Raw genomic sequence first — 25,198 nt, 5'->3', positions numbered from 1 at the left:
GACCATGTCTGCCACCTCACAAAAATGGCTGCTGCGCGCCGCGCCGTGGTTTTTACCCGTCGGCATTGTGGCTCTCTGGCAGCTCGCGTCGTCCACCGGCTGGCTGTCGAGCCGCATTCTGCCCTCTCCGGAGGGCGTCGTAGAAGCGTTCTGGTCGCTGAGCGTGAGCGGTGAGCTGTGGCAGCATCTGGCGATCAGCTCCTGGCGCGCCGTGATTGGGTTTTCCATCGGCGGCAGCATCGGTCTGGTTCTGGGCCTGATCAGCGGCCTTTCCCGCTGGGGCGAGCGGCTGCTGGATACCTCCATTCAGATGCTGCGCAACGTGCCGCATCTGGCGCTGATCCCGCTGGTTATCCTGTGGTTTGGTATTGATGAGAGCGCCAAGATCTTCCTCGTGGCGCTGGGCACACTGTTCCCGATTTACATCAACACCTGGCACGGCATCCGCAATATCGATCGCGGTCTGGTGGAGATGGCGCGCAGCTACGGCTTATCGGGTTTTTCCCTCTTTATTCACGTGATTCTGCCGGGCGCCCTGCCCTCCATTATGGTCGGGGTGCGTTTTGCGCTCGGTCTGATGTGGCTGACGCTGATTGTGGCGGAGACCATCTCGGCCAACTCAGGTATTGGCTACCTGGCGATGAACGCCCGCGAATTCCTGCAAACGGACGTGGTGGTGGTTGCCATCATTCTGTATGCCCTGCTCGGCAAACTCGCCGACGTCAGCGCCCAGTGGCTGGAGCGCAGCTGGCTGCGCTGGAACCCGGCCTATACCCTTCAGGAGGCGAAAGCATGAATACTGCACGACTGAACCAGGGAACGCCGTTACTGCTGAACGGCGTGACCAAACGCTACGGCGAAAACACCATTCTTAACGGGCTGGATCTGCATATTCCCGCCGGACAATTTGTGGCCGTTGTCGGGCGCAGCGGCGGCGGCAAGAGTACCCTGCTACGTCTTCTGGCCGGACTGGAAGCCCCCAACGGCGGAGACATTCTGGCAGGAACGACGCCGCTTTCGAATATTCAGGACGATACCCGCATGATGTTTCAGGATGCACGCCTGCTGCCGTGGAAAACGGTTATCGACAATGTCGGGCTCGGTCTTAAGGGCAGCTGGCGGGATGAAGCCCGGCAGGCGCTGGCCGCCGTTGGGCTGGAAAATCGTGCGGGTGAATGGCCTGCCGCCCTCTCGGGCGGGCAGAAGCAGCGCGTGGCGCTGGCGCGCGCGTTGATTCACCGTCCGGGCCTGCTGTTGCTTGATGAACCGCTCGGCGCGCTCGACGCCCTGACGCGGATCGAAATGCAGGATTTGATTGGATCCCTGTGGCAGGCGCACGGCTTTACGGTACTGCTGGTGACGCATGACGTGAGCGAGGCCGTCGCGATGGCTGACCGGGTGCTGCTAATTGAGGACGGGAAAATAGGCCTGGATCTGACGGTGGATCTTCCGCGGCCTCGTCGCGTGGGCTCGGCAAGGCTGGCGGAGCTGGAAGCTGAGGTATTGGATCGGGTGATGAAGCGCGGGGGGGCGGAGTTACAGCGAGCCAAGGCTAATGCCTGATGCCCTCACCCCGGCCCTCTCCCACGGGGAGAAAACACAAAAAACGGCAACCGAGGTTGCCGTTCTGCTTTTACCAGCCCACCGGGCAATTTTTTATTACGCTAAGGCTTTAGCAATCTTCTCGTACAAATCACCAGACAGGTTCTCCAGCCCTTTCAGCTGCTCAAGCGCGGCACGCATCTTCGCCTGACGCTTCGCATCGTAGCGTTTCAAACGGATCAGCGGCTCAATCAGGCGCGACGCCACCTGCGGGTTACGGCTGTTCAGCTCGGTCAGCATTTCCACCATGAACTGATACCCGCTGCCGTCTTCGGCGTGGAACGCGGCCGGGTTGCTGCTGGCAAACGCGCCAATCAGAGAACGCACGCGGTTTGGGTTGCTCAGGGTAAAGGAGCGATGCTTCAGCAGGCTGCGCACGTTGCTGAGCGCATCGGCCGCCGGGCTGGTCGCCTGCAGGATGAACCATTTGTCCATCACCAGGCCATCCTGATGCCACTTGTCGTCGTACTCCTGCATTAACGCATCACGGCACGGAAGTTCAGCGGCAACGCTTGCACCCAGCGCGGCCAGGGCGTCGGTCATGTTATCCGCTTCGTGGTACTGCTTGCTCACCAGAGTGTTCGCCAGCTCGGTTTCACCAAACGCCAGATAGCGCAGGCAGGTATTGCGCAGAGAACGTTTGCCAATGTCCGCGTGCTCAACGCGATAAGCATCAAGCTTATTGGCGTTATATATAGCCAGGAACTCATCGGCCAGCTCTGCAGCCAGCGTACGGGTCAACGCTTCACGCACCGCCACGATGGCAATCGGGTCGATGATGTCAAACAGCTCGGCGATTTCAGTCGCTGACGGCAGGGTCAGAATTTCAGCGGCCAGGGCCGGGTCAATCTTCTCATCCAGCAGGATCGCGCGGAACGCGTCAGCCACATGGACAGGCAGCGACAGCGGCTGGCCCTGCTGATGGCGGTTTACGTTGAGCTTGATGTAGGTCGCCAGCAGGCTTTGCGCCGCGTCCCAGCGGGAGAAGTCGTTACGCGCGTGACGCATCAGGAACGTCAGCTGCTGATCGCTCCACTTGTATTCCAGCTTCACCGGCGCGGAGAATTCACACAGCAGCGCAGGCACCGGCTGGAAGTAGACGTTATCGAAGATAAAGGTCTGCTCGGCCTGAGTCACGTTCAGCACGTGGTGTACCGGGTGGCCGCCCTTCTGGAGCGGGATGACTTTGCCTTCGTTATCGTACAGCTCAATGCTGAACGGAATATGCAGCGGATATTTCTCTTCCTGCTCCGCCGTCGGCGGCGTGCGCTGGCTGATGGTCAGCGTGTACTGCTCGGTTTCCGGATTGTAATCGTCTTTGACGGTGACAACCGGCGTCCCGGCCTGGCTGTACCAGCGGCGGAAGTGAGAGAGATCGACATTAGAGGCATCCTCCATCGCCTGCACAAAATCGTCGCAGGTGGCCGCGCTGCCGTCATGACGCTCGAAGTACAGCTGCATCCCTTTCTGGAAGTTCTCCTCGCCCAGCAGGGTGTGGATCATGCGGATAATTTCAGCACCCTTCTCGTACACCGTCAGGGTGTAGAAGTTGTTCATCTCGATGACTTTATCCGGGCGGATCGGGTGCGCCATTGGGCTGGCATCTTCCGCAAACTGCAGGCCACGCATGGTACGCACGTTGTTGATGCGGTTCACCGCGCGTGAACCCAGATCGGAGCTGAACTCCTGATCGCGGAAGACGGTCAGGCCCTCTTTCAGGCTCAGCTGGAACCAGTCGCGGCAGGTGACGCGGTTACCGGTCCAGTTGTGGAAATATTCGTGGCCGATAACGCGTTCGATATCAAGGTAGTCTTTGTCCGTTGCGGTATCGGTACGCGCCAGCACGTATTTGGAGTTAAAGACGTTAAGGCCTTTGTTCTCCATTGCGCCCATGTTGAAGAAATCGACGGCGACGATCATATAGATGTCGAGGTCATATTCGAGGCCGAAGCGATCTTCGTCCCACTTCATGGAGTTGATGAGGGAGGTCATCGCCCACGGCGCGCGGTCAAGGTTGCCGCGGTCAACAAACAGCTCCAGCGCCACTTCGCGGCCTGAGCGCGTTTTGAAGGTATCGCGCAGCACGTCGAAGTCCCCCGCCACCAGCGCAAACAGGTAGCACGGTTTCGGGAAGGGATCCTGCCACTGCACCCAGTGACGACCATTCTCCAGCTCGCCTTCGCCTACGCGGTTACCGTTGGAGAGCAGGAAAGGATACAGGGTTTTATCGGCGATGATTTTGGTGGTGAAGCGCGCCAGGACGTCCGGACGGTCGAGATACCAGGTTATGTGGCGGAACCCTTCCGCTTCACACTGGGTACACAGCGCCACGCCCGACTGGTAAAGCCCTTCCAGCGCGGTGTTGGCGGCCGGGCTGATTTCATTCACGATGCGCAGCGTAAACTGTTCCGGCAGGTTGTCGATGACCAGCTGGTTGTTTTCTTCTTTATAGTCTGACCAGGCTTCATCATTAATATGCAGGGAGACCAGCGTCAGGTCTTCACCATCCAGACGCAGCGGCACCGCAGTTGCGCTATGGCGCGTCACCTGGCTCACCGCCGTGACAACGGTTTTAGTGGCATCCAGGTCAAAAGTCAGATCGATTTCGCTAATCAGGTAATCCGGCGCACGGTAGTCGTGGCGGTATTTGGCTTGTGGCTGTTGTGTCATAGAAAACCTTATGCATCGTTTGTCGAGTAACGTTTCAATATATTCCTGTTGCGCAAATCGCGCTATGCAGAATGTTCATCTTTTCAGGGTCAAAACCTTTTTTTGCTACATTTGTATAACACGGGGCACAAAATGCCCTCGACCATAAAACGCGCTTATGTTGTGATCGGGGTTCAATAAATCACTAAACAAGGTATACTCCGGAGTTGTTTATTGTACTAAACGCTCCTGTGAGAGGATGCTACTGCGCACCTATGACTCAATTCGCTTCTCCAGTTCTGCATACGTTGCTGGATACCGACGCGTATAAACTGCATATGCAGCAAGCCGTTTTCCACCATTACTATGACGTTCACGTCGCGGCGGAATTCCGCTGTCGTGGCGACGACTTGCTCGGTATCTACGCAGACGCCATTCGTGAACAGGTCGATGCTATGCAGCATCTGACGCTGCAGGACGAGGAATATCAGTGGCTTTCTGGCCTGCCTTTCTTCAAAGCCGACTACCTGAACTGGCTGCGCGATTTCCGCTATAAGCCGGAGCAGGTCACCGTGCTTAATGATAACGGCAAGCTGGATATTCGCCTTGAAGGTCCGTGGCGGGAAGTGATCATGTGGGAAGTGCCGCTTCTGGCGGTGATCAGTGAACTGGCTCACCGCTACCGTTCGCCGGAAAAAGGCGTCGAGCAGGCGGTTGCCGCGCTGGAAAATAAACTCGCAGCCTTCTCCACGCTGACCGAAGGGCTGGACTTATCCCGCTTCCGCCTGATGGACTTTGGCACGCGTCGCCGTTTCTCGCGTGACGTTCAGGAGGCCATCGTTAAACGTCTGCAGCAGGAGCCGTGGTTCGTGGGCACCAGCAACTACGATCTGGCACGCCGCCTCAGCCTGACGCCAATGGGCACCCAGGCGCACGAGTGGTTCCAGGCGCATCAGCAGATCAGCCCCGATCTGGCTAACAGCCAGCGCGCGGCGCTGGCCGCATGGCTTGAAGAGTACCCGAATCAGCTCGGAATTGCCCTCACCGACTGTATTACGATGGATGCTTTCCTGCGCGACTTTGGTCCCGAGTTCGCTGAACGTTACCAGGGATTACGGCACGACTCCGGGGATCCGGTTGAATGGGGCGAGAAAGCCATTGCCCATTACGAAAAACTCGGCATTGACCCGATGAGCAAAGTGCTGGTCTTCTCGGATAATCTCGACCTGGCGAAAGCGGTCGACCTCTATCGCCATTTCAATACCCGTGTGAACCTGAGCTTCGGGATTGGTACCCGTCTGACCTGCGATATTCCTCAGGTAAAACCTCTGAATATCGTCATCAAACTGGTGGAATGTAACGGCAAGCCGGTGGCGAAACTCTCCGACAGCCCGGGTAAAACCATCTGCCATGACAAAGCATTTGTCCGCGCATTGCGTAAAGCGTTCGACCTCCCCTTGATCAAAAAAGCCAGTTAAGCGCTTACGGGAGCCTTTATGGCTCCCTTCTTCTTATTTATTTCTCAATTCTTCTCTTTTGACTGCGAAATTTACTTGTCTGATAGCGGATGGCAGGTAACATAGATATCCCCCCATAAGGGTGGACAAGTGTTTATTTTTTCCGACTATTAACAGAGAGAATATTATGAGCGTTGTGCCTGTAGCCGACGTACTCCAGGGCCGTGTCGCCGTTGACCAGGAAGTCACCGTGCGCGGATGGGTGCGTACCCGCCGAGATTCTAAAGCTGGCATCTCCTTCCTCGCCGTCTATGACGGTTCCTGCTTTGATCCTGTACAGGCCGTCATTAATAATTCTCTGCCCAATTACAATGATGACGTTCTGCGACTGACAACGGGTTGCTCCGTCATTGTTACCGGCGTGGTTGTGGCTTCACCGGGTCAGGGCCAGAGCTTCGAAATTCAGGCCACTGCGATTGAAGTCACCGGCTGGGTTGAAGATCCGGACACCTATCCGATGGCGGCAAAACGCCACAGCATCGAATATCTGCGTGAAGTCGCCCACCTGCGTCCGCGTACCAACCTGATTGGTGCGGTGGCGCGCGTGCGTCATACGCTGGCGCAGGCGCTGCATCGTTTCTTCGATGAGCAGGGTTACTTCTGGGTGTCTACCCCGCTGATCACCGCGTCCGATACGGAAGGTGCCGGTGAGATGTTCCGCGTTTCGACGCTGGACATGGAAAACCTGCCGCGCACGCCTGAAGGTAAAGTGGACTATGACAAAGACTTCTTTGGTAAAGAAGCCTTCCTGACGGTATCTGGTCAGCTCAACGGCGAAACGTACGCCTGTGCGCTGTCAAAGATCTACACCTTTGGCCCAACCTTCCGCGCCGAAAACTCCAACACCAGTCGTCACCTGGCGGAATTCTGGATGCTGGAGCCTGAAGTGGCCTTCGCCAACCTCGACGATGTCGCTGGCCTGGCAGAAGCCATGCTGAAGTATGTCTTCAAAGCGGTGCTGGAAGAGCGTCCTGACGACATGAAATTCTTCGCAGAACGCGTAGACAGCGATGCTGTAGCGCGTCTGGAGCGTTTCGTCTCTGCCGACTTTGCGCAGGTGGACTATACCGACGCGGTGGCGATCCTCGAGAAATGCGGTGAGACGTTCGAGAACCCGGTTTACTGGGGCGTTGACCTGGCGTCTGAGCACGAACGCTATCTGGCCGAGAAGCATTTCAAAGCGCCGGTTGTCGTTAAAAACTACCCGAAAGACATTAAGGCCTTCTATATGCGCCTTAACGAAGACGGTAAAACCGTGGCAGCGATGGATGTACTGGCGCCGGGCATTGGTGAAATCATCGGTGGCTCTCAGCGTGAAGAACGTCTTGACGTGCTGGACGCGCGTATGGAAGAGATGGGCCTCAACCCCGCTGACTACAGCTGGTACCGCGATCTGCGCCGTTACGGTACCGTACCGCACGCCGGTTTTGGTCTGGGCTTCGAGCGTCTGATTGCCTACGTTACCGGTGTTCAGAACGTACGAGACGTGATCCCATTCCCACGTACTCCACGTAACGCCAGCTTCTAATCGGTAAAAGACTGAAATGGCCAGCAGATGCTGGCCATTATTTTATTCTGTATTGTCAGTTTTCGTCAGCGCAAAGTCAGCGTCTTTAAACCTTCCCCCCGTCACAACCACTACCTGTTACGTTTTGTTTCCGCGAAATATCCAGCCACAAAAAATAAACCCCATTCTTATTGCGATTATTACACCCTCAAGCGATAGCACAAATTTCAACCACTTTTACAGCCATCCGGAAGGCCTTTCACAGTCATAAGAAAAAACGAGCCGTTTAAGGTCTGTTTATACGAATCGCCTTTATCTCAATTAATCATAAGGAATTCATATATATAGGATAGGATTTGCTGTTTAATTCGCCAGGGTGTTCTGAAGTTTGAGATGGTTCACAAAGTTCCCCAAAATACATATTTAGTTACACATGTTTTCTTTCTGTTACTTAATCTTGAGAATTGTAGCACTTTCAGGCTAGCGAAACGCTTCGCCGAATGGAAAGATGCCTGTCAGATACATAAAGACACCAAACTCTCATCAATAGTTCCGGAAATATTTATTGACAGAATTTATTGACGGCAGTGGCGAGTGTCATAAAAAAACCAATGAGGGTAATAAATAATGATGAAGCGCAATATTCTGGCAGTGGTAATCCCTGCCCTGCTGGTAGCCGGTGCAGCTAACGCTGCAGAAATCTATAACAAAAACGCTAACAAGCTGGACTTCTACGGTAAAGCTGTAGGTGAGCATCAATGGACTACTAACGGCGCATCTAATAACAGCGATACCACCTATGCCCGTATCGGTTTCAAAGGTGAAACCCAGGTTAATGACCAACTGGTTGGTTACGGCCAGTGGGAATACAACATGGACGCTTCCTCTCAGGAAGGTGCTCAGGGTACCAAAACCCGTCTGGCTTTCGCAGGTCTGAAAGCTGGTGAATACGGTTCATTTGATTACGGCCGTAACTACGGTGTGTTCTATGATGCGCTGGCTTCAACCGACATGCTGGTTATCTGGGGTGGCGACTCTCTGGCCGCAACTGATAACTTCATGACCGCACGTAGCACCGGTTTGGCTACCTACCGTAACTCTAACTTCTTCGGTCTGGTTGATGGTCTGGCACTGGGCCTGCAGTATCAGGGTAAAAATGAAAACGGCCACACCACTTCTCGCCAGAACGGCGATGGCGGCAGCTACTCTCTGGGTTATGACTTCGCAGACGGCTTCAACGTGACCGCGGCATATACCAACTCTGACCGTTCCACTAAGCAGACTACCGATGGTAAAGGTGAACGTGCTGAGGGTTGGGCAACGTCACTGAAATATGATGCGAACAGCGTATACGCATCTGTAATGTACGGTGAATCCCGTAACATGACTCGTGAAAACGATGATGAATTCGCAAACAAAACGCAGAACTTCGAAGCTGTGGTTCAATACCAGTTCGACTTTGGTCTGCGTCCATCCATTGGCTATGTGCAGTCAAAGGGTAAAGACCTGACTGGCCGTACTGCTAACGGTGCTACTTTCGCAGGTGGCGATGCTGATCTGGTAAAATACATCGAAGTGGGTACCTGGTACTACTTCAACAAGAACATGAACGTTTATGCTGCGTACAAGTTCAACTTGCTGGATGAGAATGATTATACCCGTGCAACAGGCCTGTCTACCGACGACCAGGCTGGTGTTGGTATCGTTTACCAGTTCTAATCAGTACACCACTTTGTTATATGCTTAATGAACAGGGCTTCGGCCCTGTTTTTTTATGCGTGACAGAAAATAATGGCGACTTTTGAAAAGCCGCACGCTTTTCGTCGCAAACGGTTGGCATTTTGTAAATCTACCGTTAACCTGATAGCGGATTTCACTTCTGTAATCACAATGGAACTTCGTCATGTTTGAGAACATTACCGCCGCTCCTGCCGACCCTATTCTGGGCCTGGCCGATCTGTTTCGTGCCGACGACCGCCCTGGCAAAATCAACCTGGGTATTGGTGTATATAAAGATGAAACCGGCAAAACTCCGGTACTGACCAGCGTTAAGAAAGCTGAGCAGTATCTGCTGGAAAACGAAACCACCAAAAACTACCTCGGTATTGATGGTATCCCTGAGTTTGGTCGCTGCACCCAGGAGCTGCTGTTCGGTAAAGGCAGCGCAATTGTGAGTGACAAACGTGCCCGTACAGCACAGACCCCAGGCGGTACCGGTGCGCTACGCGTAGCGGCGGATTTCCTTGCGAAAAACACCTCTGTTAAGCGCGTATGGGTGAGCAACCCAAGTTGGCCGAACCACAAGAGCGTGTTTAACTCTGCGGGTCTGGAAGTGCGTGAATATGCATACTACGACGCGGCAAACCACTCTCTCGACTTTGACGGCCTGCTGGCGAGCCTGAGCGAAGCGCAGGCAGGTGACGTGGTTCTGTTCCACGGCTGCTGCCACAACCCAACCGGTATCGATCCGACGCTTGAGCAGTGGCAACACCTGGCGAAGCTGTCCGTTGAAAAAGGCTGGCTGCCGCTGTTTGACTTTGCCTACCAGGGCTTTGCCCGTGGTCTGGAAGAAGATGCCGAAGGCCTGCGCGCGTTCGCAGCCGTTCACCAGGAGCTGATTGTCGCAAGCTCGTATTCCAAGAACTTCGGTCTGTACAATGAGCGCGTGGGTGCCTGTACGCTGGTTGCCGCTAACGAAGAGACCGTCGATCGTGCGTTCAGCCAGATGAAATCGGTTATCCGCGCTAACTACTCTAACCCACCGGCACACGGTGCGTCTGTTGTTGCCACTATCCTGAGCAACGATGCGCTGCGCGCTATCTGGGAACAAGAGCTGAACGATATGCGTCAACGTATTCAGCGCATGCGCCTGCTGTTTGTGAACACACTGGCTGAGAAAGGCGCGGACCGCGACTTCAGCTTTATTATCAAACAGAACGGCATGTTCTCGTTCAGCGGCCTGACCAAAGAGCAGGTTCTGCGTCTGCGTGAAGAGTTTGGCGTGTACGCCGTGGCCTCAGGCCGCGTGAACGTTGCAGGCATGACGCCTGACAACATGGCGCCACTGTGCGAAGCGATTGTCGCCGTACTGTAATTTGTGCCCATAAAAAAGCCTGCATTATGCAGGCTTTTTTTATTCTGGTTACCAGACAGGCATCTCATCCTGAAGGAACGGATTATGGAGCCGTTCGTAGCCCAGCGTCGACATCGGACCGTGTCCAGGGATAAACGTAACGTCATCACCCAGCGGCAATAACTTTTGTTTAATCGACTGAATCAGCTGCCCGTGATCGCCGCGTGGAAAATCGCTGCGTCCTACGCCACCTTTGAAGATCACATCGCCGGAAATCAGCAGACGGGACTGGTCATCAAAGAAGACGATATGGCCTGGCGTATGCCCAGGACAATGCAACACCTGTAAAGTCACATTCCCTACGTTAACGCGCTCTCCTTCGTTCAGCCAGCGATCGGGCGTCAGGGGCTGACACTCATCAAGGCCAAACATGCGGCTTTGGGCGGGTAACCCCTGCAGCCAGAACTCATCTTCTTTTTCCGGACCGACGATCGGCACACCGTAGTGTTTAGCGAGTTCAGCCGCTGCACCCACATGGTCGAGGTGACCGTGCGTCAGTAAAATCTGCATGAGCGTCACGCCGCTGTCGGCGACTTCCTGCTTGATTTTCTCAGCGTCACCGCCGGGATCGACAAGCGCGGCCAGTTTAGTCTGTTCGCACCAGATCAATGAACAATTCTGGGAGAACGCGGTAACCGGAATAATACGATAGTTCATACTGCTCCTGTGTTTCGTTATTACCAGTGCCGAACCGGACCGGTATCAATATGCACAAAGTTGCTGCTGGGGTAATATCCTACACCACCTGCGCGCATAGATAACGCGGCTTTGCGAATATTGGCTAACGAAACGCCTTCAATATGGAAATCCATTGCCTGTCCCTTCGTGTGATAGCTTTTTTTGGCTACCCCGCGACTGTGGGCGCGCAGTTCATTATTGGTATCAATCGAACGATAGCCAGAAATGAGCTGCACCGGCCTGCTGGTGCCCAGCAGGCCCTGAAGGCGGAAAATCTGATCAAACAGTCCTGGATCGATGGCTTTTATTTTATTCGCGCGGAAATCACGGAAAAAATGGTTAAGTCTTGCTAATTCATCCTGAATATAGCCTCTGCCATCGAAAAACTCCGCTTTTAGCGACTCACCGGTATGCAGGTTGTTGAGCGTTAAAACTCGCGGACGAGGTGTCGAGAGGGTGGCAAATGCTGGCGTCGGCAGGATGGCCGCTGCGCCAAGCGCAACACCACCTAACGCCAGCAGTTTGCGGCGATTAGCGTCAAATTTGTCCATGATAATCAGGTCTACAGGTAAAAGAAATCGTAATATGCTTAGCGCACGAAGGGCACCTTAACTGGCAAAACCAGGTACGTCAAGGCGCCCAACCCCAGTGAATACGCGGCTTACAGCGATATTGCCCCCTATTCACCCTAACTTACGACAATCATTTTTCCCGAACTGCTTCATTTACCTGATTAATTGTTCCGCTTTTGGCAAAATTTGTGCGCCGGATCGCGCGGTGAGATCATAATTGTAAATATCTGTACGATACTGGGTACGCCCGTCCTCACCCACAAATGCCGTCAGATAGTAAAGATTGACCGGAATATTGTGGCGAATATTCACGTAACGCGTATCCCCCTGCTTCAGGGCATCCGAGATACGCGTGTCGTTCCAGCCCGCATCCTGCAACAGCATATTGGCCAGCTCCGAGGCTTTGTTCACGCGCACGCAGCCAGAACTCAGCGCGCGCGTATCTTTCTGGAACAGATTGTGGTTCGGCGTATCGTGCAGATAAATAGCTTCTGAACTCGGCATGTTGAATTTGTAGCGCCCTAAAGAGTTATGCGCTCCGGGAGCCTGCTGGAAGCGGAACGGCAGATTCGACGCTGTGATGGTCGACCAGTCGACCATATAAGGATCGATGGCCTCTTTACTGTTCCATCCACGCATCACCGTGTAGCCATGACGCTCCAGATAACCCGGATCGTTCCAGACCTTCGGCAGAATGTCTTTACGCGCCAGCGTCGGCGGCACGTTCCACGGCGGGTTAACCACCACGTTATTCAGCGCGCTGCTCATCATCGGTGTTTTACGATCCGGACGCCCGACAATCACGCGCGACGCCAGCACTTCGCTGCCGTTCTGGTAATAGACCAGGGAATACGCCGGGATGTTAACCATAATTCCGGTAGAAAGCGTTCCCGGCAGCAAACGCAAACGCTGGATATTGAGCGCCAGCACCCCTGCCCGCTGCGCAGGCGATACGTTCAGCCAGTCGCGCGTCGTCTGGCCAATGACGCCATCGGCCCCCAGCCCCTGAGCGGTCTGAAACTGTTTAACGGCCGCAACCAGCTCGCGATCGTAAGCCGCGGGTTTGTTGCTCAGAACAACGGCTTTCTTCTCTTTCACAGGCGCTGACGGGCTGACGGCGACGCTTTGTGGATCGTCACCCGGGAGAACAATCTTTGGCCCGCCGTCAAGAAGACCGGAACGCGTAAGGATCTCGCGCAGGGCAGGCACATCGCTGCTCCACTGCCCCGGACGCAGCGTCGCGGTGCCGCGCATCTGCGGCCATGGACGCGTGTCCCCCACCAGCGTGAGGAGCGACTGGTGCAGAGTGGCATAGTGTGGATGCGCTGGTGCCAGGCTGGCAATAAAGCGCGGCAGTTCGCCGTTATCCAGCGCTAGCTGCCACTGGTTAATCACCGACAGCGCCGGCGTCGCCAGCTTGTACGGCTTATCGCTGTACAGCCAGCGGTTGCCATTGACCGGAATACCCGCCACGAACTGCAGGTAGCCCATCATGGCATCGGAAAGCACCACGTCCCGCGCCTGCCCGGTGACGGCAGGATCGGTTAACAGCTCAACCCACTTTGTAAACTGCGGCTGAAACCCTGCAATCGCAACCTCTGCCAGCTGCTGCTGGAAGGCGCGCACGGCATCGCGATTTTCCCACATCGGTTTCATATCGCGGGCAGCATAGAGGAGCGTGAGCTGGTTGATATAGACAGGCGTGTAGCCTGACGGCAGCTCCGACTGCAGCTGCTGACTGAGCGATTCCGCGTCGATGCCTTCCGGCAGCGGTTTAATTCCGGCCATGATCGCCGTTGCCGGAGACTGTTCCAGCGGCTGGGACAACGACGTTGGCTGCGCGCCTGTCGTTGCCGAGCTGTCAGTCGGCACAATTTCAGGCTCGTCGGCCTGGGCGGTTAACAGCGGAGCAAACATCACTGCCAGGCATAAACTCAGCGCAGACAGCTGACGACCACATTCTTTCTTTAGCAACATCCCTTGCCCCCTGTTTTCACGACATGCCCATCACGCTGGGGCTTTCTTTCATTATAGGTAGACGGCTAAGCTGTTGCCTTACCTTATGTAAAGAAGTTTAAAGATAACGCAGCCCCAAGCACAAGTTAAGTTTAAAAAAAAAGCGGCGCCAGTGCGCCGCTTCGGGTCAGAAGACGCTTCAGGAAGCGTCCGCCGTGGTTTCCGGCAACGACTCCGGCGGCTGCGGCGCAAAGCCGCGCAGCCCCACAACGTGAACGTGTTCGCTGTTCTGGAACACCTTACGCACCAGTTTGTAGGTGGTGCCCTTCTCGGGGCTGATGTTCTCCGGCGCCGCGATAATGAGCTGCATATCGAGACGTTCGCAAAGCTCGAACAGCGTGGCAATCGAGCGGGCATCAAGTCGCGCCGCCTCATCCAGGAACAGCAGTCGGCATGGCGAGATATCTTTGCCGCGCAGGCGGCGCGCTTCATCTTCCCAGCTCTGTACGACCATCACCAGAATTGACATCCCGGTACCGATCGCTTCACCGGTAGAGAGCGCCCCGGATTCCGCACGCAGCCAGCCATCTGAGCCACGGTTTACCTCAACTTCCATTTCCAGGTAGTTACGGTAGTCCAGCAGCTCTTCACCGATGGTTTGTGGCGTACGCTGGCCCATATCAATCTGCGGGTTCAGGCGCTGATACAGCTTCGCCAGCGCTTCGGAGAAGGTCAGACGGTTGCTGTTGAACAGATCCTGATGCTGCTCATGCTGCTCAGAGAGCACTTCCAGCAGCGTCGCGTGGGCCTCACGCACGTTGACGTTGAGGCGCACGCTGTTCACCTGGCCAAACGACACGCTCTGCAGGCCCTGGTTCAGCTGGCGGATACGGTTCTGCTCGCGCTGAATGGTTTTACGAATAATGTTCGCCACGCTGCGGGAGCTGATCGCCAGCTTCTGCTCGCGGGAGGTCAGCTCCTCCGTCAGGCGGCCCAGCTCGATTTCCATCTGTTCGATGGCTTCAACCGGATCGTCGGTACGGATGATGTCCTGACGAATACGCTCGCGCAGGTGCTGGTAAACCGCCACGAAGAACTGGATTTTACGTTCCGGACGTTTCGGATCCTCCGACATGCGCAGCACGTCGCGCAGGTGTTCGTTATCCGCCACCGCCAGACGCAGCGCACCCAACGCCTTATCCGACATGGAGCGCAGCTCATCGGCAGAGAGATACGCCAGCTCGCGGCGGTGCAGACGACGCTCAACGTTATTGTCTTTCACCATGCGCATCACCGCGCACCAGCCCGCCTTGGCGGTCACGACCTGCTCGCGCATTTCGTGATAGTCGCGTTCCAGCTTGCGCAGGCGACGGGTCAGGTTATCCATTTCGGCTTCGCAGAAGGTCAGCGCTTTTTCCAGCTGATTACGACGCGCACGGTTATTGCTGAGCTGCGAATGCAGCTCGTCACGACGAATACGCGCGCGTTCTTCTGCCCCGCTGTCGGCACGAACGCCGATGTCCTGAAGCTCTTTCTGCAGATCGTTTAACAGCTCTTTCTTGGTGTCGAAGGAGCTTTTCAGCGAGGCCAGCACCTGGTTGTACTGGTTCAGCTGAGCGGAATGGCTGCGCATTGCTTCGCGGGCGCGAGTACGTTCCGCCTCCGCCTGCTCAAGGCGCTGACGCAGTTTTTCGTTCAGATCGCTGTTACCGCTCAGCATTTCAGCCGAATCGGAGTAGCCAAAGTGAGCCCGACGCTGCACCACTTCCGTCAGGGCAAACGCCTGCTGACGCGCTTCGCGCTGCACCTGCTGCGACCAGGCATAATCTTCTTTTAACTGCTCGAACTGCTCCGGGTCGCTCTGCAGGACAGACACGACGGGCTCCAGCTTCGCCAGCTGATTGCCGTGCTGCTGAACGAAACGCGCGGCTTCCTGCGCTTCATCCAGACGCTCCTGGATCTCATCCACACGGTCAGCCAGCGTGTCATCCGCCAGCAGATTCAGGCGCGGCAGAATGCGGTTAAGGGCAGCGACGCCATCTTTCGCCTGTTCAAACTGAACGCGACTCTGGTGGTTATCGCTTTCATGGCTGGCAATCGCACGTTCCAGCTCGCCACGGCGGGTATTGAGCTTGCGGATTTCGGCTTCCGGATCCGCGTCAAACGCTACGGCGAGATGGCTGCCGATAAAACGGCTGAACGACTGGTGCAAACGCTGGGTTTTCTGCACGTCAAACGACAGGGTCGCAAAACGTTCAGACAGCGTTTCACGCTCGGCGTGCAGGCTCTCGATGCGGCTTTCGCGCGCGGCGCGGCCAAACAGCGGCAGCTCCGGGAAGCGGGAATAACGCCACTGGCGGTCGGCAATTTTCACCACCACCGCTTTTTCCAGCTCGTCGACGCTGAATACGCTGTCATCGAACGACTGCGGATCCCCTTCGATCAGGTAGAGATCTTCCGGGCAATCTTCCAGGCCGGCAAGCTGCTCAGAAATCAGCGACAGATCCGGGACCACAATCGCGTTGCGGGATGGACCGTACAGCGCGGAGAAGTACGGGGCATCGTCCAGGCCAACGTCGTCATAAATCTCGGACAGCAGCACGCCGCCAAAACGCTCGGCTAATGCATTCAGGCGCGGATCTTCTGACCCGCCCGGCTGGCTTAAGCGCTCAATTTCCTCATCGACGTCGCGCTTGCGGGCGCCCACTTCATCACGCTCAACGATGGCTTCACGTTCGCGCTCCAGCAGCTGCTGCAGGTATTCGGTCACTTCCTGACTGGATTCGAACTGCTCGCCGCACTGCTCGCTGAGCTGGTTCAGGCTGCTTTGAGCCGCCAGCCAGACCGGCGCACGCTCCAGGAGCGTCTTCGAACGGGACTGAATCTGCTCCAGCTCCTGACGCAGGGTCATACGCTGTTCGCTGGCGTTTGATACGGTATCGGACAGGGCCGCAATACGCGCTTCCAGCTCCTGATGCAGGGCCTCAAGCTCGTCGAAATCGTAATTTTTTCCCTGACGCTTACAGAATTCCGCCAGCAGACGCTCGGCTTCCTGCTGCTCGCGCAGGCGCTGCTCCAGCTCGTTCAGACGCATACGCAGCGGCTGAACCTGCTCGGCCAGATGGCGCTGGTTCACACCGTCGCGCAGCAGTTCACGGGCAACGTCCCAGGCTTCGTTACGCGCCAGCGGGCCGTTAATCGCGACTACCAGCTGATAAGCCTGCTCAAACTGGCTGTGCGCCGTTTGCGCGACGCTCATTTTCTGTTCAAGGGAGAGCAGTTTCTCGGTGGCTTCCTGCTCTTTGGCCTGGAAGGTATCCAGCCACTCGTCGGCGCTGTCCGGCGTCAGGTCAGGCAGATGGCACAGCTCTTTTGCACGCTGTAATGCCTGCAGTGCCTGGGTGTACTGAATCGCTCGCGTTTGCTGCACGTCAAGTGCCTGCTGGTAATCGGCAAGCTGGCTTTTCAGCTCATCCACTTCCAGCTCGGCCGCTTCGGCGCGGGCTTCGTTCTCTTCCTGCATGTCGGCGGCTTCAGCCACCACTTCATTTTGCTCTTCGAGACGAATCTGCAGCTCATCGAGGTCCGCTTCATAGCGCTCGATTTTTTCCTGCTGACGCAGCGCGGTCTGCACCAGGTTCAGGTGATCGCTGGCGGCCTGATAGTCGGCTTCCAGGTCGCCTTCAGCACCGTTGTGCTCGCCCAGCTCGCGCGCCATTTCAATGTGCTTGTACTGCTCGGCCACAAGCTGTTTACGGGAGGTAAACAGCTCGCGGCGGTATTCTAATGCCTGATCGAGATGCACCCGGCGCTCGTTGGCGTGGCGCATGTAGTCTGCCGCCACGTAGTTGGTGGCTTCGCTGATCAGGTGTTTAAACAGGTCGCGGTCAGACTGGGTAACGCGAATCGCTTCCAGCGTCATGCGGTTTTCGCGCAGCGCCGCTTCCATATCCTGGAAGGCCTTACGCACGCCGCTGTTTTCCGGCAGCAGGTAGTCGCGCAGGGAGCGGGTAATCGCGCTGGAGATACCGCCGTACAGAGACGCTTCGATCAGGCGGTAGTATTTGCTACGGTCTGATGCCGTGCGCAGACGACGCGCCACCACGCCCAGATCGAACATCAGCGAGTGGTAGTCGGTAATCGAGTTGAACTGCTTGAACTGCACGCCTTCGATGGCTTCAAGCTTGTCCTTCAGCTCCTGCAGCGTCAGCACGCGCGCCTGGCGTTCGTTCAGGGTTTCCGTCAGCAGCGCCGTCGGCTGCACGGAGGTCGGCAGCCCCTGGATCGCAAACGGCTTGATATCCACTTTACGGTCGCGACCGGCGACCTGCTGCAGGCGCACGCCCACCACAACGCGCTGATGACGGGAGTTAATGACGTCCAGAACCGAATAACAGACACCGGCCTTCAGCTTACCGTGCAGACCTTTATCACGGGAGCCGCTTGTGGCTCCCGCTTCGGTGGTGTTACGGAAGTGAAGCAGCGTCAGATCGGGGATCAGCGCCGTAACAAAGGCCGCCATGGTGGTGGATTTACCCGCACCGTTACCGCCGGAGAGCGTCGTGACCAGCTCATCCAGATCGAACGTTCGGGCAAAGAAGCCGTTCCAGTTAATCAGCGTCAGTGAGCGAAATTTACCGCGTTCAATCATTACTCTTCCTCCCCGCTATCCGGCAGATTCTCTTCATGCTCGTCATTGAGCTGCAAATGGTTTTCCACCGGCATCGCTTCACCGTCGCGGATCATGCGGAGCTGCGCTTCACGCGCGTCATCGCCCGCGCGCACGTCGGCGCCGAAGCGGAAGACAGATTCCGTAATGCGGAATTTGCTGCTGTCGTGGCCCATAAACCAGACCATCCCCAGACGGCGCAGACGGTTCAGGGAAGAGCGAACTTTTTCCTGTAATTTCTGACGGTCAAGATCCGACCCCGTGGAGCGGTTGTTCACCAGCTTCAGCAGCTTGCTCTCATCTGCCAGCGTCAACAGCTCGTCGTAAAGTTCCTGCTGGGTGAAGATCCCTTCATTCGCCAGACGTTCCGGGCTGAGGTAGAGGTAGCAAAGAATTTTGCCGACCATCATATCCAGCTCGGAGAGCACGGAACGCGGAATAAGCGTTGTGGAGCGCGGGCGCAGGTAGAAAAAACCTTCCGGCGCGCGGATAAGCTCCACGTTATAGCGTGCGTAAAACTCTTCCAGGTACTCCTGGAAGTCCATCAAAAAGGCGTGATTATCCAGCTCGTCTAATCCAATGTGACGACCGGCACGCAGCTGGCTGTCCAGCGCCGGAAATAACGGATTCGCCAGCGCCTGTGCCAGCTTAACTGGCATCACTTGTTCAATATTTGTCAATGACATGCGCCTGTACCTTGGCTCCGTAATCGTTGATTGGCTGCCACTTCGGCGGCAGTCCGGTGAAATCTGCTTGCGCAACGCCCAGGCGCACCGCCTGGTCTACCACAATGCGGGCAATGTCGAAGTGGCGCGCGCGTGGATATTGCGCCAGATAGTCGCGCACCACGAGCCCAAGATCCAGCGGCACTTGTCTGGTTTTATAGACAGCGAGCTGTTCTTCGATCATCGCCGCAAGCTGCTCGCGAATTTCGTTAAATTCTTCGTATTCCAGATCCGGCGGCAGTTCACCGGTCACCTCTTCATCGCGCAGCGCCATCTCTTCGTCGCGCATATCCAGCAGACGATCGGCATTGGCGTAGGTCAGCGCCCACGGCGCATCGAAATAGGTCTGCACCGACTGTCGCAGACGCTGAGCAAAGACGCGGTTTTTATCCATATCAATCGCGGTACGGATAAATTTATGCACATGTCGGTCATAGCCGATCCACAGGTCGATCGACTGCTGGCCCCAGCTGATAATGCGATCGAGTTTGCTCTGCAGATCGAACACCAGGCGGTCGACAAAATGCAGATCGTCGTGTGCCAGCGTCGCATCCTGGATGCGCAGCAGGTTGGCCTGCAGCTTGTCCCCTGCGGCTTCCAGCGTATCCTGGAGCTCACGCAGCGTGCCGGAGGTTTCTGACAGCAGAAGTTCACAGCTGGAGATGGCCGCTCGCCAGTCTTTATTCAGCAGCTGGGCGATATCGTCTTTCACCTGCTGCTGCTGTTCGTCCATCAGGCGCTGGGTGAGATCGATACTGTCGAAAATCTCGGCCACCGAATATTTCAGCGGCGCGTAGACGTTACGGTGCCAGTGGAATTCGTCACCGTTTTCATCCGCCGCGTCGGCGGCGCGCTTAAGCTCACCCGCCACGATCGAGAGCTGCATGGAAAGACGCAGCGTAGAAAATTCACGCTGGCGAATATAGTAATCGGTGATGCCGATGCCCAGCGGCGTCAGGCGATAGATGGCGTTTCCTTCCGCCTGCTCGCTGGTAAAGCGGTTCAGCAGACGTTGACGCACCATATCGTTGATTGCGTTGTTGGCACGCACGCTAATGGTTTCGCTGGTTTGCTCAAACGCATCACTGACATGGCGGAACGCATCCACCAGTTCACCCTCGCTCATTTCACCGTCCAGCCGTTCGCCGTTCAGCGTAGCAACCGCCAGCAGGAAAGAGAGTCTGTCTACCGGCAGCGAGATGGAGAAATCGTTTTTCCTGGCCCAGGCAACCAGTTCGGGGACTGTCTGGGAAAATTCACTCATAGGTTATCCTTGCATCTGCGGCTTGTGCGCGGTGACGTGAATATAGCGGCCAAGGCTGATAAAAGGCTCCTGACGGCAATACCGCGTTTCTAATTCTGTTAAGGTGTCAAAACAGTCACGCTGTTTGTGTTTTTCACGCAGATAATCATGAAACACCCTGACGCCCGTCTTCCCGACGATCTGCCAGCCAATCGCTTCCAGCCAGCCATAAACCTGCTGTGGATCGCGCGGATAGTCCGGGGAAAGCGTGCGCTTTTTCTTTTTGGGCATCCCGACCTGCACATAGTCGAAGTTTCCTGCAACCATGTTGTGCATCAGGAAGCCGTTAGCATTGTAGAACATCAGCGACAGCGTGCCGCCCGGGCGCAACATAGACCACAGGGTTTGTAACACGCTTTGCGGATCGGCAACCCACTCCAGCACCGCATGAAACAATATCAGATCAACCTGTGTTTCCAAATGCTGTGCGATGTCCTGAGCGGCGCATTGTATAAAATGCATGTTGTCGCTCACACCTTTCTCTTCTGCAGCACGCGTCGCGCGGGCGACCATTTCAGCAGAAAGATCGCAAAGCGTGACGTGATGACCGCGCTCGGCCATTTTTATCGCCGTCTGCCCTTCACCGCCACCGGCGTCCAGCACGCGCAACGTTTGCCCACCAAAGGTGGCCAGAATGGTGTCCAGATCCTGCCAGAGGATCGTCTGACGGAGCTGACCTTTCGTGGTGCCATAAATGTTGCGCGAAAACTTTTCCGCGATGTCATCAAAATTGCGATCCCGCATTGGGAGAGTTCCACTCGCTAACTGCAAAACCGCTATTTTGTCACACCCGCGCGGAGAATGAACCTCTCTGGTGTAATATCACGGGTAATCACCTGCTATATGGTTAAAAAAGGAACCAAAAAGGATGCTTTTTACCCTTAAGAAATACATTGGAGGGATGATGCTTCCCCTTCCGCTGCTGCTCATCACCATCGCGCTGGGGCTGGCGCTGGTGTGGTTCAGTCGCTTTCAGAAGAGTGGCAAAACGCTTATCACGCTCGGCTGGTTTGTCCTGCTGCTGTTGAGCCTGCAACCGGTCGCGGATGGTCTGTTACGCCCCATAGAAAACACGTACCCGACATGGCAGGGAAATCAGAAAGTGGCGTACATCGTGGTGCTGGGCGGCGGATATACCTGGGATCCTGACTGGGCGCCCAGTTCAAACCTGATCAACAACAGCCTGCCACGGCTAAACGAAGGCATTCGCCTCTGGCTGGCGAATCCGGGATCAAAAATGATCTTCACCGGCGCGGCAGCCAAAACGAACCCGGTGAGTACGGCTGAAGCGGGCGCCAGGGTCGCAGAATCACTCGGCGTGCCGCGTTCCTCGATTATCACCCTGGACAGCCCAAAAGACACCGAAGAAGAGGCTGCCGCAGTGAAGCAGGCAATTGGCGATGTCCCGTTCTTACTGGTGACCTCCGCCTCACACCTGCCGCGCGCGATGATTTTCTTCCAGAAGCAAGGCCTGCACCCGCTTCCCGCACCGGCAAACCAGATGGCCATCGACGCGCCGCTCAACCCGTGGGAACGGGCGATCCCATCCCCGGCCTGGCTGATGCATAGCGATCGCGTCGGTTATGAGATGCTCGGACGCCTCTGGCAGTGGCTGAAAGGATCGTCAGGCGAGCCAGGGCAAGAGTGATTTTGTTGCCAGATCGAAATTTGCGCGATTAAAACGTCCGGTGTTGACCAACTGCGCGACTTCGTCCCAGAGCAGGTAAAGCCAGCGCCGCCAGAGAAACGCTTCTGCAACGGGCGCGCGTTGAAGGTAGTGCCACAGTAAACCTTCCGCCGCCCCGCTGTCGCTGAGCCTGAACAGCTCGTATTCGCGCGGAGCCCAGAGCATGATCCCCGGCCCAAGCATCGCCAGAAGCTGATCGCTGCGGGAGTCCTTGAGCATGCTGCGCAGGGTGAAATTACCGTGAATTAGCACGCAGTTGTCATTAAAACCGTCGAATAGCGCCGGTAAGCACTCGCGGGTGCGAAACAGAATACGTTTGTCCTGCATGGTTAAACCGGTATTGCTGAACTGGTTAAGCGTTCCCCACAGCACTTCCACCCGCTGGCGATACCACAGCGGCCACAGGTTTTCCTGAGTGCTGTCGACCGGACCGACAAGCCCGCGGCTATCCTGACGGTGCCAGGCCAGTAGCGCCTCGACAATCTGGTCTTTTAACTGCTCCCAGCGTTCCGGCGTGCGCGCGGGCGCTTCAACGGGCACGCCGCGTAAACGCTCAATCAGCAGCACGTCCGGGCCGGGGTGTTCCTCGTGGGTCATCACGCCGTACACCGTCGGCATACGGACGGTTCCCTCCCGCGCCAGCATCGACATTTTCCATGCCAGCTGCCTGGCAACGCCCGGCGAGGTGAAACTTCTGGCCATCAGCGGCATTGGGTTGCCCTGACTGTCATACAACGACCAAAGCGCGGTATCGGCCTTTTCACTCACGCATTCGACCCGGCTTAATTTCTCACCCAGCAGATGGCTAAGTTCGGCACGCAGCTGTTCCATATGAGATTACCCCCATTAAGACTACTGCTTTTATAATGAGCGTCCTGAAGGGAGATGTCACCCGGAAGAGAACAATTAGGAAAAAGAAAGAGGAATTATCGAGGGAGAGAACATCCCTCCGACAGGAGGGATGCAGGCGGTATTAGCGCAACTCGGCGCGAACGCGCTCAAGATCTTCCGGCGTATCAACGCCCGTTCCAGGCACTTCGCTGGCAACGGCAACGTGAATTTTTTCGCCGTACCAGAGCACGCGAAGCTGCTCCAGCATTTCGATATGCTCCAGCGGACTCGGCGCCCAGGTAACATATCGACGAATAAAACCGGCGCGATAGCCGTAGATCCCGATATGACGCAGGAAAGTATCACCGATTGTCTCTTTAGAGAGCGCAAAGCGATCGCGATCCCACGGGATCGTGGCGCGTGAGAAATAGAGCGCATAGCCTTCGGCATCCATGACCACCTTCACCGCATTGGGATTGAATGCCTCTTCAGCGTGGTGAATGGGCACCGCGAGCGTCGCCATACCGACCTGACGCTGAGCCAGGTTTTCTGCCACCTGACGGATAATCACCGCCGGGATCATCGGCTCGTCACCCTGAACGTTAACGATGACCGTATCATCACTGAAGCCACATTTCTCAACCACTTCCGCCAGACGCTCGGTGCCGGACTGGTGATCGGCGCGGGTCATGCACACCTCACCGCCAGCCGCCTCAACCGCACGGGCGACGTCAGGATGATCGGTAGCAACAATCACGCGATCGGCACCGGATTCACGCGCACGCTCAAGGACATGCACAATCATCGGCTTGCCGTTGATATCCACCAGCGGTTTACCCGGAAGACGCGTTGAGGCATAACGCGCAGGAATAATGACAACAAAACTCATGGTTTGCTCTCTTCTGCCACCAGGGAACGAGCTTCATTTTCCAGCAGCACCGGAATGCCGTCACGCAGCGGGAAAGCCAGGCTGTCCAGCTTGCAAATCAGCTCCTGTTTGTCCTGGCTGTAGTAGAGTTTGCCGTTGCATACCGGGCAGGCAATAATTTCAAGTAAACGGTGATCCATAGTTCCTCCGTATGGGTAATCGCTAAAGCTTAACACATTCCCTTTTCAGGGAGTGCCTGTTTCCCAGCCACTTCGACAGGATGTAAACAGTCCGTCGGGCACCCGGCCCAGCGTCACGTCGCGGGCACCCTGCCAGCGCGCGAATTCGCTAATGGCGAACGTTAACCCTTTTTCCAGGCTCGCCGTCACCCTGACGCCCTCTTCCAGATAAAGCGCAATAATTTCAAGCGTGCCGGTCTTGCGGTGCATTTTGGCGTCCATACGCCCGACCAGTTGCCCCTTATGCAGCAGCGGGAGAACAAAGTAACCATACTGGCGCTTTGGCGCTGGGGTATAACATTCCAGCCGGTAGCTAAAATCGAACAGCTGCTCGGCGCGTTTTCTGTCCCAGACGACCGGGTCGAAAGGCGACAACACCGCACTGTGGGTTGCCTGAAGTTTCCCCTCCAGGGCCAGAGGAAGTAGCGGGAGGAGATCCGCATGCAGCCACATTTCGCCCAGCGTTTCCACCGTGACGGGGATGACGCGCTGTTCGCGTTGCCAGATGTCCAGCAGCGGTTTCAGCGCGGGCTGGCGAAGGCGATAATAATCAGCCAGCCATTGCGGGCGGAAAATTCCCAGGCTGCGGGCGCTGTTTTCGAGCATGATAGCCTCGGCCGCCTCCTGGGTAAGCAGGTCACGCTCGTCGTCCCAGTGCGGCATCACGCGATGCGTCAGGTCGTAGACGCGCTGAAAATTACGCCGCTCAATCACCATGACTTTGCCAGAGGTAAACAGCCCTTCGAGATGACGTTTATGCGGCTTCCACTCCCACCAGCCGCTGGTGCCTTTGCGCGGGTGTTCAAAATCGGCGGAGCGTACGGGACCGTTTTCCTGAATATGCGCGATAAGCTGCTCAATTTCGGCAGCATGTTCCAGCATCCACGCCTGACGGTATTTCCAGCCCATCTTTTGAGGGGCAAGCATACGGTGGCGAACCAGGGCAAAATCGCTGCGGGGCAGGAAGCAGGCTTCGTGCGCCCAGTACTCCATTAACTCCCCCTTGCTGAGCGCCTCATCCAGCCACTGCGAAGGATAATTTCCCAGACGGCTAAACAGGACCAGGTAAGGGCTACGAGCCACAATGTTAATGGTGTCAATTTGAAGCAGCGACATGCGCTGGACGGTAGAGAGAATATCGGCAGGCTGCGCGCGGCGGCGGGGCTTTTTAAGCAGCCCCTGCGCGGCAAGGTGTAAATGACGTGCGGCTGAAAGCGAGAGTTGCGGTAAAGACATGCGTTATCCTGTCAGTCAAAGCGCCA

The 25,198-nt window shown here is 56.3% G+C and carries 19 protein-coding genes; 7 read left to right on the top strand and 12 right to left on the bottom strand.

The features are described from left to right. Nucleotides 1-4: 4 nt before the first annotated feature. Both ssuC and ssuB read left to right on the top strand, forming a co-directional pair. On the top strand, nucleotides 5-796 hold the full coding sequence (gene ssuC / locus UR289_RS03155; protein ID WP_023311016.1) for an aliphatic sulfonate ABC transporter permease SsuC: 792 nt from the start codon (nucleotides 5-7) through the stop codon (nucleotides 794-796). Further along, a complete protein-coding gene (gene ssuB / locus UR289_RS03150) occupies nucleotides 793-1,563 on the top strand; it encodes an aliphatic sulfonates ABC transporter ATP-binding protein (protein WP_033145110.1) in 771 nt (256 codons plus the stop codon). Before ssuC ends, ssuB begins: the two co-directional genes overlap by 4 nt. A 96-nt stretch (nucleotides 1,564-1,659) precedes the next feature. Here the strand turns inward: ssuB and pepN are convergent, their stop codons facing one another. Further along, the gene (pepN, locus tag UR289_RS03145; protein WP_236903043.1) at nucleotides 1,660-4,272 is read right to left on the bottom strand and encodes an aminopeptidase N; all 2,613 of its coding nucleotides are present in this window, start codon (nucleotides 4,270-4,272) and stop codon (nucleotides 1,660-1,662) included. A gap of 254 nt (nucleotides 4,273-4,526) precedes the next feature. Here pepN and pncB point away from each other — a divergent pair, with 254 nt between their 5' ends. From pncB to aspC, 4 genes are all read left to right on the top strand, one after another. Then, nucleotides 4,527-5,729: a nicotinate phosphoribosyltransferase gene (gene pncB / locus UR289_RS03140; RefSeq protein WP_320709142.1), complete on the top strand. Its 1,203-nt coding sequence runs from the start codon at nucleotides 4,527-4,529 to the stop codon at nucleotides 5,727-5,729. A gap of 166 nt (nucleotides 5,730-5,895) precedes the next feature. Further along, complete coding sequence (asnS, locus tag UR289_RS03135; RefSeq protein ID WP_033145107.1) at nucleotides 5,896-7,296, top strand: asparagine--tRNA ligase; 1,401 nt, start codon at nucleotides 5,896-5,898, stop codon at nucleotides 7,294-7,296. Nucleotides 7,297-7,902: 606 nt separating this feature from the next. After that, nucleotides 7,903-8,994, top strand: a complete 1,092-nt coding sequence (locus UR289_RS03130) for a porin (protein ID WP_047061504.1) — start codon at nucleotides 7,903-7,905, stop codon at nucleotides 8,992-8,994. A 184-nt stretch (nucleotides 8,995-9,178) separates the two neighbouring features. Continuing rightward, a complete protein-coding gene (gene aspC / locus UR289_RS03125; protein ID WP_033145106.1) occupies nucleotides 9,179-10,369 on the top strand; it encodes an aspartate transaminase in 1,191 nt (396 codons plus the stop codon). Between the two features lie 48 nt (nucleotides 10,370-10,417). Here the strand turns inward: aspC and UR289_RS03120 are convergent, their stop codons facing one another. The 7 genes from UR289_RS03120 to cmoM all read right to left on the bottom strand — a co-directional run bounded on the left by UR289_RS03120 (nucleotide 10,418) and on the right by cmoM (nucleotide 21,055). Continuing rightward, entirely contained in the window at nucleotides 10,418-11,065 is a 648-nt protein-coding gene (locus tag UR289_RS03120) for an MBL fold metallo-hydrolase (RefSeq protein ID WP_033145105.1), read from the bottom strand. 20 nt (nucleotides 11,066-11,085) lie between these two features. Beyond that, nucleotides 11,086-11,637, bottom strand: a complete 552-nt coding sequence (locus tag UR289_RS03115; RefSeq protein ID WP_033145104.1) for a YcbK family protein — start codon at nucleotides 11,635-11,637, stop codon at nucleotides 11,086-11,088. A gap of 174 nt (nucleotides 11,638-11,811) precedes the next feature. Further along, nucleotides 11,812-13,635, bottom strand: coding sequence for a L,D-transpeptidase (ldtD, locus tag UR289_RS03110; RefSeq protein WP_320709141.1), 1,824 nt, complete (start codon nucleotides 13,633-13,635; stop codon nucleotides 11,812-11,814). A gap of 178 nt (nucleotides 13,636-13,813) precedes the next feature. Next, nucleotides 13,814-18,265 carry a chromosome partition protein MukB gene (mukB, locus tag UR289_RS03105; RefSeq protein ID WP_320709140.1) on the bottom strand — a complete coding sequence of 1,484 codons (4,452 nt, stop codon included), beginning with the start codon at nucleotides 18,263-18,265 and terminating at the stop codon, nucleotides 13,814-13,816. Next, nucleotides 18,265-18,969, bottom strand: coding sequence for a chromosome partition protein MukE (gene mukE, locus UR289_RS03100; RefSeq protein ID WP_008499954.1), 705 nt, complete (start codon nucleotides 18,967-18,969; stop codon nucleotides 18,265-18,267). The genes mukB and mukE overlap by 1 nt, the downstream gene beginning before the upstream one ends. Further along, nucleotides 18,950-20,272 carry a chromosome partition protein MukF gene (gene mukF, locus UR289_RS03095; RefSeq protein WP_033145101.1) on the bottom strand — a complete coding sequence of 441 codons (1,323 nt, stop codon included), beginning with the start codon at nucleotides 20,270-20,272 and terminating at the stop codon, nucleotides 18,950-18,952. Before mukF ends, mukE begins: the two co-directional genes overlap by 20 nt. A 3-nt stretch (nucleotides 20,273-20,275) precedes the next feature. Then, nucleotides 20,276-21,055: a tRNA uridine 5-oxyacetic acid(34) methyltransferase CmoM gene (gene cmoM, locus UR289_RS03090; protein WP_023311004.1), complete on the bottom strand. Its 780-nt coding sequence runs from the start codon at nucleotides 21,053-21,055 to the stop codon at nucleotides 20,276-20,278. A 124-nt stretch (nucleotides 21,056-21,179) separates the two neighbouring features. On the opposite strand from cmoM, the gene elyC reads away from it, so the two are divergent. Next, nucleotides 21,180-21,959: an envelope biogenesis factor ElyC gene (gene elyC, locus UR289_RS03085; protein WP_320709139.1), complete on the top strand. Its 780-nt coding sequence runs from the start codon at nucleotides 21,180-21,182 to the stop codon at nucleotides 21,957-21,959. On the opposite strand, the gene UR289_RS03080 is transcribed toward elyC, so the two are convergent. The 4 genes from UR289_RS03080 to UR289_RS03065 all read right to left on the bottom strand — a co-directional run bounded on the left by UR289_RS03080 (nucleotide 21,936) and on the right by UR289_RS03065 (nucleotide 25,172). Further along, complete coding sequence (locus UR289_RS03080; RefSeq protein ID WP_047651301.1) at nucleotides 21,936-22,829, bottom strand: YcbJ family phosphotransferase; 894 nt, start codon at nucleotides 22,827-22,829, stop codon at nucleotides 21,936-21,938. The two genes, elyC and UR289_RS03080, sit on opposite strands and share 24 nt — an antisense overlap. Before the next feature lie 142 nt (nucleotides 22,830-22,971). Next, entirely contained in the window at nucleotides 22,972-23,718 is a 747-nt protein-coding gene (kdsB, locus tag UR289_RS03075; RefSeq protein WP_023311001.1) for a 3-deoxy-manno-octulosonate cytidylyltransferase, read from the bottom strand. Continuing rightward, nucleotides 23,715-23,897 carry a protein YcaR gene (gene ycaR, locus UR289_RS03070; protein WP_006174474.1) on the bottom strand — a complete coding sequence of 61 codons (183 nt, stop codon included), beginning with the start codon at nucleotides 23,895-23,897 and terminating at the stop codon, nucleotides 23,715-23,717. Before ycaR ends, kdsB begins: the two co-directional genes overlap by 4 nt. A 45-nt stretch (nucleotides 23,898-23,942) precedes the next feature. Then, a complete protein-coding gene (locus UR289_RS03065; protein WP_320709138.1) occupies nucleotides 23,943-25,172 on the bottom strand; it encodes a winged helix-turn-helix domain-containing protein in 1,230 nt (409 codons plus the stop codon). Nucleotides 25,173-25,198: the final 26 nt, after the last annotated feature.

The sequence above is a fragment of the Enterobacter sp. 302C9 genome (genome assembly GCF_034106085.1).
Lineage (GTDB): Bacteria > Pseudomonadota > Gammaproteobacteria > Enterobacterales > Enterobacteriaceae > Enterobacter > Enterobacter asburiae_B.
Note: the sequence above shows the minus strand (reverse complement) of the source record. Positions and strands in the feature narration are given on the sequence as shown.